11 protein-coding genes and 2 pseudogenes are annotated in these 12,345 nt (G+C 41.9%); 10 read left to right on the top strand and 3 right to left on the bottom strand.

Going from position 1 to position 12,345, the window contains the following annotated elements; genetic code table 11:
* Both AC6F75_RS01680 and prfB read right to left on the bottom strand, forming a co-directional pair.
* Nucleotides 1-210, bottom strand: a pseudogene (locus tag AC6F75_RS01680) (thioredoxin domain-containing protein); the annotation flags it as partial.
* A gap of 78 nt (nucleotides 211-288) precedes the next feature.
* Nucleotides 289-1,396, bottom strand: a protein-coding gene (gene prfB / locus AC6F75_RS01675; RefSeq protein ID WP_500713185.1) for a peptide chain release factor 2 whose coding sequence is annotated in 2 segments (ribosomal slippage) — nucleotides 289-1,332 and nucleotides 1,334-1,396 — 1,107 coding nt in all. Because the reading frame shifts where the segments join, the coding sequence is not laid out codon by codon here.
* A gap of 82 nt (nucleotides 1,397-1,478) precedes the next feature.
* Between prfB and AC6F75_RS01670 the strand changes: the two genes are divergently transcribed.
* Nucleotides 1,479-2,501: a GntG family PLP-dependent aldolase gene (locus tag AC6F75_RS01670; RefSeq protein WP_500713184.1), complete on the top strand. Its 1,023-nt coding sequence runs from the start codon at nucleotides 1,479-1,481 to the stop codon at nucleotides 2,499-2,501.
* A gap of 149 nt (nucleotides 2,502-2,650) precedes the next feature.
* The gene (locus AC6F75_RS01665; protein ID WP_500713183.1) at nucleotides 2,651-4,462 is read left to right on the top strand and encodes a DUF885 family protein; all 1,812 of its coding nucleotides are present in this window, start codon (nucleotides 2,651-2,653) and stop codon (nucleotides 4,460-4,462) included.
* Between the two features lie 170 nt (nucleotides 4,463-4,632).
* Here AC6F75_RS01665 and AC6F75_RS01660 read toward each other — a convergent pair whose 3' ends face one another.
* Nucleotides 4,633-6,261: a carboxyl transferase domain-containing protein gene (locus AC6F75_RS01660; RefSeq protein WP_500713182.1), complete on the bottom strand. Its 1,629-nt coding sequence runs from the start codon at nucleotides 6,259-6,261 to the stop codon at nucleotides 4,633-4,635.
* Between the two features lie 179 nt (nucleotides 6,262-6,440).
* Here AC6F75_RS01660 and AC6F75_RS01655 point away from each other — a divergent pair, with 179 nt between their 5' ends.
* The 8 genes and pseudogenes from AC6F75_RS01655 to AC6F75_RS01620 form a co-directional block, all read left to right on the top strand.
* On the top strand, nucleotides 6,441-6,629 hold the full coding sequence (locus AC6F75_RS01655) for a CAL67264 family membrane protein (RefSeq protein WP_500713187.1): 189 nt from the start codon (nucleotides 6,441-6,443) through the stop codon (nucleotides 6,627-6,629).
* 66 nt (nucleotides 6,630-6,695) lie between these two features.
* The gene (locus AC6F75_RS01650; protein ID WP_500713181.1) at nucleotides 6,696-7,130 is read left to right on the top strand and encodes a four helix bundle protein; all 435 of its coding nucleotides are present in this window, start codon (nucleotides 6,696-6,698) and stop codon (nucleotides 7,128-7,130) included.
* Nucleotides 7,131-7,153: 23 nt separating this feature from the next.
* A complete protein-coding gene (gene ettA / locus AC6F75_RS01645; protein WP_500713180.1) occupies nucleotides 7,154-8,848 on the top strand; it encodes an energy-dependent translational throttle protein EttA in 1,695 nt (564 codons plus the stop codon).
* Between the two features lie 127 nt (nucleotides 8,849-8,975).
* Nucleotides 8,976-9,590 carry a SatD family protein gene (locus tag AC6F75_RS01640; RefSeq protein ID WP_500713179.1) on the top strand — a complete coding sequence of 205 codons (615 nt, stop codon included), beginning with the start codon at nucleotides 8,976-8,978 and terminating at the stop codon, nucleotides 9,588-9,590.
* A pseudogene (locus AC6F75_RS01635) lies at nucleotides 9,572-10,294 on the top strand (DUF3307 domain-containing protein). The gene AC6F75_RS01640 and the pseudogene AC6F75_RS01635 overlap by 19 nt, the downstream one beginning before the upstream one ends.
* A 122-nt stretch (nucleotides 10,295-10,416) precedes the next feature.
* Entirely contained in the window at nucleotides 10,417-11,043 is a 627-nt protein-coding gene (locus AC6F75_RS01630) for a hypothetical protein (protein WP_500713178.1), read from the top strand.
* 97 nt (nucleotides 11,044-11,140) lie between these two features.
* On the top strand, nucleotides 11,141-11,440 hold the full coding sequence (locus AC6F75_RS01625) for a transcriptional regulator (RefSeq protein WP_500713177.1): 300 nt from the start codon (nucleotides 11,141-11,143) through the stop codon (nucleotides 11,438-11,440).
* Nucleotides 11,441-11,490: 50 nt separating this feature from the next.
* A partial coding sequence (locus AC6F75_RS01620; protein ID WP_500713176.1) for an inner membrane CreD family protein occupies nucleotides 11,491-12,345 on the top strand: 855 nt, incomplete at its 3' end.

The following is a 12,345-nucleotide window of genomic DNA, read 5'->3' as shown; positions in this document are numbered from 1 at the left end:
TTTTCCTTTGAAGTTTTCTTTCCAGTCTGCTTCTCCGGTGCGAACAAGTTCGATGGGCTTTATACCAAGCATTTTAATGATTTCCTTGATTTCTTGAGCAGAAGGCGGGTTTTCCAAATACAACACAGTCTCAAACTCCTTACCGGATGCTTCCAGTAACTGTAATCCTTCTCTTGATTTTCTGCAACGGGGGTTGTGGTAGATTTTCATGTTAAATCGGGTTTTTACAAAGATAGCTTTTACCAACAAAAGCACAAATTTACCCGCCGAAGGTTTACCGTAGGGGGGCTAAAAACCACTTTCCTCCTCTTTCTGCCCCATCATCATCAAGTAAGCCTTCAGGAAACCGTCAATTTCTCCATTTAAAATTGCATCTGTATTACCACTTTCGTGACCTGACCTGACATCTTTAACCAGTTTGTATGGGTGCAACACATAGTTTCTAATTTGAGAACCCCATTCAATTTTCATTTTGGAAGCTTCAATATCTTCCCGTTGTGCCAATTGTTTTTGCAACTCGATTTCATACAATTGTGACTTTAGCATTTGCATGGCCCTATCGCGGTTGTCGTGCTGTGAACGGGTTTCAGAACAACTGATTTGGATTCCGGTGGGTTTGTGAGTTAACTGCACTTTGGTTTCCACTTTGTTGACATTTTGTCCTCCGGCGCCGCTGGAACGTGCGGTAATAATTTCAATATCTGCCGGGTTGATTTCAATCTCGATGGTATCATCCACCAGCGGATACACGTACACCGATGCAAACGAGGTATGTCTTTTGGCATTGCTGTCAAACGGGGAAATGCGCACCAGCCGATGCACGCCGTTTTCACCTTTTAGCCAACCGAATGCAAAGTCGCCTTCAATCTCCAGTGTTACGGTTTTTATACCCGCCACGTCGCCTTCCTGATAGTTGAGTTCCTTGACCTTAAACTTGTGTTTTTCGGCCCACATCATATACATACGCATCAGCATAGCAGCCCAGTCGCAGCTTTCGGTTCCTCCGGCTCCTGCAGTGATTTGTAGTACGGCACTCAAGTTGTCACCCTCCTCAGAAAGCATATTTCGGAATTCCAGTTCTTCAATAGACAGCAAAGCTTTTTCATAAGCTGCTTGTGCTTCCGGTTCTGTAGCATCACCTTCTTTGTAAAACTCAAAGAGTACTGCTGCGTCTTCAGTAAGAGTAGCGGCTTTTTCAAAATCTGATACCCATTTTTTGGTGACCCGAAGCACTTTCATAAAAGCTTCGGCCTCGCGGGCGTTGTCCCAAAAATCGGGAGCGAAGGTTTTTTCTTCTTCGTTGGTGATTTCTATCTGCTTGGCATCAATGTCAAAGATACCTCCTCAACGCGCTAATGCGTTTTTGGAGCTCTTTGATTTGTTCAATCTGAACCATAATCAAAATTTTTAACAAAAATAGATTTTTTGAAGCGTGCAGGGCAAGTATTTTCTTTTAATTTTATACAAATTTTTTGGATATGATTATCGATTTACGCAGTGATACGGTTACCAAACCCACTCCCGGAATGCTTAAAGCCATTATGAATGCCGAAGTAGGCGACGATGTGTATAAAGAAGACCCAACGGTAAATCAACTGGAGCAACGTCTGGCATACCTTTTTGGCAAACCTACAGCTTTGTTTTTCCCGACCGGAAGTATGGCCAATCAGGCGGCCATTAAATTACACACCCAACCCGGCGAGCAGTTGATTTGTGACAAATGGGCACATGTGTATAACTATGAAGGTGGGGGTGTTTCTTTTAACAGCGGGGTTTCTTGCAAACTGGTTGACGGAAATCGCGGAATGATTACAGCACAACAGGTGGAAGAAAACATCAATCCACCGGACTTTTATCACAGTCCGTTGACGAGTCTGGTGTGTTTGGAAAATACTACTAACAAAGGCGGAGGGGCCTGTTATGATTTTGACGAAATAATTAAGATAAGGGCAATGTGTAACAAACACAACCTAGGATTGCATCTTGACGGCGCTCGACTATTTAATGCGCTTGTTGCGAAAGACGAAACGGCAAAACAGTATGGCGAAGTGTTTGACACCATTTCCATTTGTTTGTCCAAAGGGTTGGGAACTCCACTGGGAAGTGTGCTTATTGGCGATGAAGCCATTATGAAAAACGCTATGCGTGTTCGTAAAGTGCTTGGTGGCGGTATGCGACAAATAGGTTATATGGCTGCGGCAGGTTTGTATGCACTGGATCATCATATCGAAAGACTGGCCGAAGACCATCAAAAAGCAAAGGAAGTTGGAAATGCACTTAAAAATCAATCTTACATCAGTGAGGTAGAGTCTGTTGAAACCAATATTGTCATTTTTTACCTAAACCCCGGAATCAATGAACCGGAATTTCTTAAAGAGTTAAGTGACAAAGGCATCCGCATCAGTGCAATGGGACAGGGAAAATTGCGCATTGTCACACATCTGGATTATACAGATGAGATGCACCAAAAGCTTTTAAAAGTGATGGGTGAACTATTGTAACAACTTTTTATTTTAGAAGACAAACAAAAGGAATTATATCAGTATTACCAAACTGACCTTTTTATATATTACATAAATCCATTATCTTAACGCTCATTTTTTGAAAACTATTTAACCAACTAACACATCAAACACAAAAGCCATTCATTATGAAAAAAATTTTTACCTTATTCGCATTGACACTATTGGTGTTTTCAGCCTGTAAAAAAGAAGCGGAATCCACTTCCGATGAAAACGAGCGCATCAACGCCTGGTTTGAAGTAAAGTATGAAGAAATGCTGCAAATGAGTCCGTTGCAGTTAACGATGCAGGGCAGAAAAGACAAGTATGATGAGCTTGACGATATGAGCCTTGAGGCTGAAGATCGAATGCTGGATTGGTATGGAAAAAGCGTAGATGAATTAAAAAGTAAATTTGATTACAATGCTCTCGATGCTGAAACTAAAACATCTTATGATTTGTGGGTTTACCAGTATGAACAAATGAAAGAAGGGAAAGCATTTCAAAATATGGATTATATCTTTCATCAAATGATGGGCATTCATACCCAGTTACCCAGTTTTTTGATGAATTTTCACCAAGTGGACAGTCTTTGGGATATGCAGGCCTATATCTCGAGAATAGAACAATCTGACCGTGCTATGAACCAGTTGCTTGATCGTGCACGTTCTCAGGCTGCAAAAGGGATATTACCACCACGTTTTTCATTTGAAGTGGTTTTAGAGCAATCAAAAGCCATCATTAGCGGAGCACCTTTCGAGCAAAGTGAAACAACGGCAGCCATTTGGACTGACATGAACACTAAAATTGAAGCCTTGGAGGACAATGGTGATATCGATGAAGCGATGGCAGCAGACCTTCGTGAAGAGGCTAAAAGTGTCTTGCTAAATCACTATAAACCCGCTTACGAAAACCTGATTTCCTGGCTGGAGACCGAGTTACCTAACTCTGAAATGACTCCAACGGGGGTGAGCAGACATCCTAGTGGGAAGGAATATTATGACTATCGTTTAAAGACAATAACCACAACTAATCTGACTGCAGATGAAATTCACGACATCGGGTTGAGAGAGGTGGAGCGCATCCAAAAGGAAATGATTGCCATAAAGGAACAAGTGGGATTTGAAGGCAGTCTCAATGAGTTTTTTGAATTTGTCAATACCGATGAGCAGTTTTTCTACCCCAATACAGATGAAGGACGTCAGGCCTATATTGATGAATCTAAGATGTTTCTTGATGAACTCACCAAAAAGTTGCCCGATTATTTTGGCATTTTGCCCAAGGCAGACCTGGAAGTTAAACGTGTAGAAGCTTTCAGGGAACAGGACGGTGCTCCGCAACATTATTTTCCCGGTACACCGGATGGAAGTCGCTCGGGGATTTATTATGCCCATTTATCTGATATGAGGGCTATGCCAAAAACCACTATGGAAGGTGTGGCTTATCATGAGGGCAACCCCGGGCATCATATGCAAATTTCCATAGCCCAGGAACTGGAGTCGGTACCAACGTTTAGAACACAATATATGACAACAGCTTATGTAGAGGGTTGGGCATTATACTCTGAGTTACTGGCCAAAGAAATGGGTGGTTATGAAAATCCATATTATGATTTTGGGCGTTTGGTAAATGAAATCTGGCGTGCCATCAGGCTGGTCGTTGATACCGGATTACACGCCAAAGGCTGGACAGAAGCCGATGCCATTGCTTATTTTTCTGAAAACTCATCCATCGCTCCGGGAGCAATCAAAGCCGAAGTGCAACGTTATATGGTCATTCCCGGACAAGCAACAGCCTATAAAATAGGGATGATCAAAATACAAGAGCTGCGTCAAAGAGCAGAAGAGCAATTGGGCAATCAATTTGACATCAGGGATTTTCACGATACCATTTTAGGTGGCGGTGCTATGCCTCTGGAGTTACTTGAACGCAGGGTGAATGACTGGATTGAAAGTCATTAACTATTTTAAACGTTTGGCCTCCAAAGTAACTGTAGGTGGGTGAATGAACAACAAACCACAAACCTAAAAAACCTCTGCGTCCTTGGCGTCTTTGCGGTGAAAGAGTATACGATTCTTTATTCACCGCAAAGACGCGGAGTACGCTAAGATTAGTTTTTAACCTTGAATACCTAGGTTTGTATCACCCCCAAATTAAATGGCCTTTCAATGGGCGCATGATTGGCTGCTTCAATACCCATACTGACCCATGTGCGGGTGTCAACAGGGTCGATGATGGCGTCTGTCCAGATTCTCGCTGCAGCATAGTATGGGGATATTTGCTCATCATAACGCGCTTTGATGCGGTCAAATAGTTCTTTTTCCACTTCGGGAGTGATTTGTTCTCCTTTCTTTTTCAAAGAGGCTGTTTCAATTTGAAGCAATACTTTGGCGGCACTGTTTCCACTCATCACGGCCAACTCGGCACTGGGCCAAGCGACGATGAGCCTGGGGTCGTAAGCCTTTCCGCACATGGCATAGTTTCCGGCTCCGTATGAATTTCCGATAACAATCGTAAACTTAGGCACAACGCTATTACTAACTGCATTCACCATTTTAGCACCATCTTTTATAATTCCGCCGTGTTCGCTTTTACTGCCCACCATAAAACCGGTGACGTCCTGTAAAAACACCAACGGTATTTTTTTCTGATTACAATTGGCTATAAACCGGGTAGCTTTATCGGCACTATCGCTGTAAATTACACCCCCAAATTGCATTTCACCTTTTTTGGATTTCACCATAGTGCGCTGGTTGGCCACAATGCCCACAGCCCAACCGTCTATACGGGCATAGGCGGTGATGATTGTTTTTCCGTAGCCTTCCTTGTATTCTTCAAATTCAGAATTATCCACCAATCGTTTGATGATTTCCTTCATATCATACTGATCGGTTCTGTTGCGGGGCAGGATACCGAATAGATCATCTGGTTTTTCTTTGGGTTTTTCTACTTTGATTCGGTTAAAACCGGCTTTATCAAAATCACCGATTTTCCCCATAATGTTTTTAATGCGGTCCAGTGCATCTGCGTCGTCTTTGGCTTTGTAATCGGTCACACCACTGATTTCGCAATGCGTTGTGGCACCACCAAGCGTTTCATTGTCCACCTCTTCACCAATCGCGGCTTTCACCAGATAACTCCCCGCAAGGAAAATACTTCCGGTTTTGTCCACAATCAAGGCTTCATCACTCATAATGGGAAGATATGCCCCTCCGGCCACACAACTGCCCATCACCGCGGCAATTTGGGTAATCCCCATACTGCTCATCACGGCATTGTTTCTGAAAATGCGCCCGAAATGCTCCTTATCAGGGAAAATTTCATCCTGCATCGGCAGGTAAACCCCTGCACTGTCCACCAAATAAATGATGGGAAGTTTATTTTCTATGGCAATTTCCTGAGCCCTTAGGTTTTTTTTGGCGGTAATGGGAAACCATGCGCCTGCTTTCACGGTGGCATCATTGGCAACAACAATACACTGCTTTCCATTCACATAGCCCATTTTCACCACCACACCGCCACCGGGGCAACCGCCGTGTTCTTCATACATGCCTTCTCCGGCAAAGGCACCAATCTCTATACTCGGTTTTTTTTCGTCAAGCAGGTATTTGATGCGCTCGCGTGCTGTCATTTTACCTTTGGCATTGTGTTTTTCGATGCTTTTTTCACCACCGCCCAATTTTACTTTAGCCAGACGCTGGCGAAGTTCAGAAAGAAGCATTTTATTGTGGTCTTCGTTTTTGTTGAAGTTGATGTCCATAGTTGTTTTTTTGCAGTGCTAAAATACGAAAACTTGCTTAACGGATTTGAAAATTGACAACACACATTTTTGGAATGGCAGGTTCATTTAATTTCACGATATTTGTAATCCGAAAAAAAACCGCAACAGGTTCCATCCCCAAACAGAAATACGGAGCGCTTGCAGAAAATCAAAAAAAGATGAATAAAAAAACAAATAAAAACACCATTCTTGCTTGGGCCACAATAATAATGATTGTAATGGGCTTCATTTTAGTCGGTATGGGAGTATTTCGTTACAACGATATTGCCGGCTGGGGCTTTGGCGCTACAGGCGTAGGCTTTTTTGCTATAGCATGGGTGTTTAATGAACTCAAAGGAAGGGTTTAGGGGTTTATGGTTTGTGGTTTATTGTTTATTGTTCATAGTTCTAACTTCTACCTTAGTAATTTAGTTATGGCGACTATTAAACGATTTGAGGATTTAGAAATTTGGCAATTGGCTCGTGAGATTTGCCAATTTGTTGAAGAATTGATTCAAACTACTGAATTGAAAATCAACTATACGCTTCGGAATCAAATGGAAGCGAGTTCAGGTTCGATAATGGACAATATCGCTGAAGGTTTTGGTAGAGACGGAAATAAAGAGTTTCATAATTTTTTAAGTATAGCCAAAGGTTCTTCAGAAGAATTAAGATCACAATCTTACAGAGCATTTGATAAAAACCTTATAAACTTAGAACAACACAACAAACTCAACGAAATGTGTGAATTGGAAAAAAACAAAATCGGCTCATTTATGCACTATCTAAGAAACACAACATTCAAAGGACAAAAATTCAACAAAAATTTACCCACCGAAGGTTTACCGAAGGCGGGCAACAAACAATAAACAACAAACATTCAAACAACAAAATGTCTGACGATAAAAAAGTAATTTTCTCAATGTCGGGGGTGACAAAAACCTACCCGTCTGCACAATCACCGGTGCTTAAAAACATTTATTTGAGTTTTTTCTACGGTGCTAAAATTGGAATTCTTGGTCTTAACGGTTCGGGTAAATCCACGTTATTAAAAATCATCGCGGGGGTTGAAAAAAACTATCAGGGTGATGTGGTATTTGCTCCCGGATTTACTGTGGGTTTTCTTGAGCAGGAACCCCAGCTCGATCCAGAAAAAACCGTTCTTGAAGTAGTCAAGGAAGGCGTTGCCGAAACGGTTGCCATTCTGGACGAATACAACAAAATCAACGATATGTTTGGTCTGGAAGAAGTGTATTCTGATGCCGATAAAATGGAAAAACTGATGAACCGTCAGGCTGAGCTTCAGGATAAAATCGATGCTTCCAATGCCTGGGAACTGGACACCAAACTGGAAATTGCCATGGACGCCCTGCGCACTCCTGAAGGTGATCAAAAAATAGGTGTGCTTTCCGGTGGAGAAAGACGCCGTGTCGCTTTATGTCGATTGTTGCTAAAAGAACCCGATGTCTTGTTGCTCGATGAGCCCACCAACCACCTGGATGCCGAAAGTGTTCACTGGCTGGAGCACCATTTGGCACAGTACAAAGGAACTGTGATTGCCGTAACTCACGACCGTTATTTCCTCGACAATGTAGCAGGCTGGATCCTGGAACTGGACAGGGGAGAGGGCATTCCGTGGAAAGGAAATTACTCCTCATGGCTGGATCAAAAATCCAAGCGTTTGGCCCAGGAAAGCAAAACTGCATCCAAACGCCAAAAAACACTTGAGCGTGAGTTGGAGTGGGTGAGAATGGCACCCAAAGGCAGGCAAACCAAACAAAAGGCACGTTTGCAGAATTACGATAAATTATTAAGTCAGGACCAAAAGCAGCTGGACGAAAAGCTGGAAATCTACATTCCCAACGGACCCCGTCTAGGAACCAATGTCATCGAAGCCGTGAATGTAGCCAAAGCTTATGGCGACAAATTGCTGTATGACAACCTGAACTTCAAATTACCACAAGCCGGAATCGTGGGTATTATTGGCCCCAATGGTGCCGGTAAGACTACTATTTTTAAAATGATTATGGGCGAGGAAACTCCCGATAAAGGCGAATTTAAGGTAGGTGAAACGGCCAAGATTGCTTATGTAGATCAGGCCCATTCCAACATTGACCCCAACAAATCCATCTGGGAAAACTTTTGTGATGCCCAGGAACTCATTATGATGGGCGGAAGACAAGTCAACTCCAGAGCATATTTAAGCCGGTTCAATTTCGGCGGAAGCGACCAAAACAAAAAAGTATCCACCCTTTCCGGAGGGGAGCGCAACCGCCTGCATCTGGCAATGACATTAAAAGAAGAAGGCAACGTGCTGCTTCTGGATGAGCCTACCAACGACCTGGATGTAAACACCCTTCGGGCCCTTGAAGAAGGTTTGGAAAACTTCGCCGGTTGCGCCGTGGTCATTTCTCACGACCGATGGTTTTTAGACAGGATTTGTACACACATTTTAGCTTTTGAAGGTAATAGTGAGGTGTATTTCTTTGAAGGCAGCTTCAGTGATTATGAAGAGAACAAAAAGAAACGTTTGGGTGGAGATTTAATGCCGAAGCGGATTAAGTACAGGAAGCTTGTTAGGGATTAGTGTTTCTGGTTTGGGGTTTATAAGCTTAAGTATTATCGGCTTTTTTACCGATATTTAAAATTATCGGCTTTTTTGCCGATTTTTGCAATTATCGGCTTTAAATACTATATTTGAATAAAATTTGAATATGATAGCCGTTATCACTGGAGACATTATTAATTCAAGAGCAGTTAAAACTGCTCTGTGGCAAAACGAGTTAAAAGCCGTTTTATCTGCTTATGGCAGTGCGCCCAAAGATTGGGAACTCTACAGAGGCGACAGTTTCCAATTAAGAGTAGAAAAGGAAAAAGCACTTCAGGCAGCCATACACATTAAATCTTGTTTGAAGAAACTGAACCCGCTGGACGTCAGGATGGCCATTGGCATAGGTGAAGAAGATTTCACCGGAAAAGGGGTTACAGAGTCAACGGGTTCGGCATACATTCGATCAGGAAGCTGTTATGAGCAATTAAAAAAACAAAACTTGGCTATTGAGTCGGGAGATGATTCTTTTGATGAATGTTTTAACCTCTTAATTTCGCTGGCATTATTGACCATGGATAACTGGACGGCACTGGTGGCCGGGGTGGTACAAACCACTATAGAACATCCGGAGAAAAACCAAAAAGAGCTGGCTGAAATGTTGGGCAAAACCCAAAGCAGTATCAGTGAAGCCTTAAAACGTGCCGGAGCTCCTGAAATCAACCAATTTATGGAATACTATCACCAAAAGGCACAAAAATTATGGTGGGATTTGCTTTAAAACTACTCCTGGCCCATTTGATAGGTGATTTTTTACTTCAGCCGAAAAAGTGGGTGCTGAACAAGGAAAACAGAAAGATAAAATCCCCTTATTTGTACTTACATATTGGTGTTCATTTTTTACTTCTGCTGCTAATTTTTGGATTTCAAATGCAGTTTTTGTAGGCTTTTGTAATTATTTCTGTGAGTCATTATTTCATCGATTTGCTAAAGTTAACCTTCACGGGAAAAATAAATGACATACTACTTTTTATTACAGACCAGTTGGCACACTTTGTTGTATTACTGCTGGTAATCAATTATTATTTTCCATTCAACGTTAATTCAGAACAGCTGTTTTCAGATCAAATTTTATTATTGCTCACAGCGGTACTGACAGTAACTGTAGTGGCATCCATATTAATGAAGTACCTTATGGCTGTATTCCGGTTTGAAGAAGACCATAAAAACGATTCCTTAAAAAATGCCGGGCAGTACATCGGTATCCTGGAGCGCTTGTTTGTATTTGGATTTATCATATTGGGACAGTGGCAAGTCATCGGATTTTTATTAGCGGCCAAATCGGTGTTTCGGTTTGGGGATTTGTCCCGATCCAAGGACAGAAAACTCACCGAATACATTCTCATTGGCACCTTGCTGAGCTTTGGCATTGCTATAGCTGTTGGTTTGACCTATCTCACTTTAGCGAAAGCGGTTTTAGTATAATTTAGGATTACTTCAGAAAATAATACTCATTTTTCATGGAAATATATTTTTAACTGAACACATAAAAATAAATTTGGTTTTTTAAAATTAAATTTTAACTTTGTAATACAAAGTACTTTTTTATGAAAACAGAACAGGACTACATTAAAGACATTACTGAGATTCGTTCCATGATGGAACGTTCTACCCGTTTTTTATCCCTAACCGGTTGGTCGGGTATCTTGGCGGGGGTTTATGCACTGATAGGAGCGGCTATTGCCTATACAGTGTTTTATACCGAAAATGAATTGTTGCGCTACAACTCTATAGGAAGGGAAGAAGCAGTTGACTTTATGATACCGTTTTTTACGTTGGCAGCCGTGGTACTGGTTCTCGCTTTAGGTACTGCCGTGTTGCTGTCGTGGCGCAGGGCCATAAAGAACAAAGAAGTCCTTTGGAATGCCGCAGCACGCCGCTTGGTAATCAATCTGGCCATTCCGTTATTTACGGGTGGGGCATTTGCGTTTATTCTTTTTTCAAAAGGGTATATCGGGTTAATTGCACCGGTGACCCTAATTTTTTACGGACTGGCCTTACTCAACGCCAGTAAATTCACATTTGAAGAAGTGCGCTATTTTGGTGTCATTGAAATTGTACTCGGACTCATAGCCACTTGGTTTATTGGGTATGGCCTGCTATTTTGGGCACTTGGTTTTGGATTGTTGCATATTGTTTATGGCATTTATATGCACCTGAAATATGAGCGATGAAACCGACTTGTTTAAAATCAACTTTAATTTCCAATAGAATAAATGATTTTAAATATCAAAGGTTACATGTGACCGTTAACAACAATAAATCAGACACATGAAAAATTTAATAGACAATTTACATAAAGCTTTTGAAAGCCGGGTCAGGCTGGGGATTATGTCTGCACTTGCAGTCAATGACTCCTTGGATTTTTCGGCACTTAAGGAATATCTGGATGTAACAGACGGCAATCTGGCTTCCCACATTAAGGCACTTGAGAAGGAAGGCTTTTTAGGTGTGAGAAAATCATTTGTGGACCGCAAACCCAATACACGATACAGTATGACCCAATCAGGTAAAACAGCTTTTGAAGCACATCTGTCTGCTTTGGAAAAATTAATCAAATCTCAACACTAATTTTTTTAACCCTAAACTTTGAAATACAAAGTACTTTTAAATTAATCTATATGGAAACAGAAAACAAAAACACTCTGGAGCGCATCGGGCAGTCCATCAAACGCTCGGTAACTTTAAAACTTATTTCAATCTTTATTTTAATGCTATTGTTGTTAATTCCCTTATCGTTTGTGGAATCATTGATACAGGAACGGCAAAACCTGAGGCAACAAGCCATCACCGAGGTGAGTAGTAGATGGGCCAACGATCAGGAGGTGTATGGCCCCATACTCACTATACCGGTGAGCAAGCGCATCGCTGTAGAAGACGAAATTAAAACTATCAGGGATGAAGTACATATATTGCCATCTGATCTGGAGGTGAGGGGAGAGGTCACCCCAAAAACCCTGAGACGCGGTATTTATGAAGTGGTGGTCTATGATGCCCAATTAACTTTTGCGGGGCGTTTTGACAGCTTGAGTAATTATCTGAACGAATTCAGTGACTTTGAGCCTCATTATGAGGAAGCCTTTCTTACTTTGCATGTTTCTGACCTGCGCGGGATTAAAGAAAAAGTGGTCATAAAGTGGAATGATTTAAACAAAGAGGTCACTCCGGGTTCATCGATTCCAACCATTGTTGCTTCCGGGGTCACCGTAAAGCAAATCTTGGATACTCAACCCGAAGCTGTAAACCGTTTTAGTTTCAATTTGGATTTACAGGGCAGTCAGTTTCTGGGATTTGTGCCTTTGGGCAAAGAGACCCGCGTGGATATCACTTCAAACTGGCAGGATCCGGGGTTTACAGGAGCGTTTTTGCCCAATGAGCGTGATGTTACTGAAACAGGGTTTAACGCACAGTGGAAAGTACTCGAACTCAACCGAAATTATCCGCAATATTGGCGTGGAAACAGAAATATAAATGAC

Source organism: Planktosalinus sp. (assembly GCF_059864935.1).
Note: the sequence above shows the minus strand (reverse complement) of the source record. Positions and strands in the feature narration are given on the sequence as shown.

What these genes read in the sequence shown, in the direction of transcription:
- AC6F75_RS01670 (WP_500713184.1), top strand. Translation starts at nt 1,479, where the DNA reads ATGATTATCGATTTACGCAGTGATACGGTTACCAAACCCACTCCCGGA.
- AC6F75_RS01665 (WP_500713183.1), top strand. Translation starts at nt 2,651, where the DNA reads ATGAAAAAAATTTTTACCTTATTCGCATTGACACTATTGGTGTTTTCA.
- AC6F75_RS01660 (WP_500713182.1), bottom strand. Translation starts at nt 6,261, where the DNA reads ATGGACATCAACTTCAACAAAAACGAAGACCACAATAAAATGCTTCTT.
- AC6F75_RS01655 (WP_500713187.1), top strand. Translation starts at nt 6,441, where the DNA reads ATGAATAAAAAAACAAATAAAAACACCATTCTTGCTTGGGCCACAATA.
- AC6F75_RS01650 (WP_500713181.1), top strand. Translation starts at nt 6,696, where the DNA reads ATGGCGACTATTAAACGATTTGAGGATTTAGAAATTTGGCAATTGGCT.
- ettA (WP_500713180.1), top strand. Translation starts at nt 7,154, where the DNA reads ATGTCTGACGATAAAAAAGTAATTTTCTCAATGTCGGGGGTGACAAAA.
- AC6F75_RS01640 (WP_500713179.1), top strand. Translation starts at nt 8,976, where the DNA reads ATGATAGCCGTTATCACTGGAGACATTATTAATTCAAGAGCAGTTAAA.
- AC6F75_RS01630 (WP_500713178.1), top strand. Translation starts at nt 10,417, where the DNA reads ATGAAAACAGAACAGGACTACATTAAAGACATTACTGAGATTCGTTCC.
- AC6F75_RS01625 (WP_500713177.1), top strand. Translation starts at nt 11,141, where the DNA reads ATGAAAAATTTAATAGACAATTTACATAAAGCTTTTGAAAGCCGGGTC.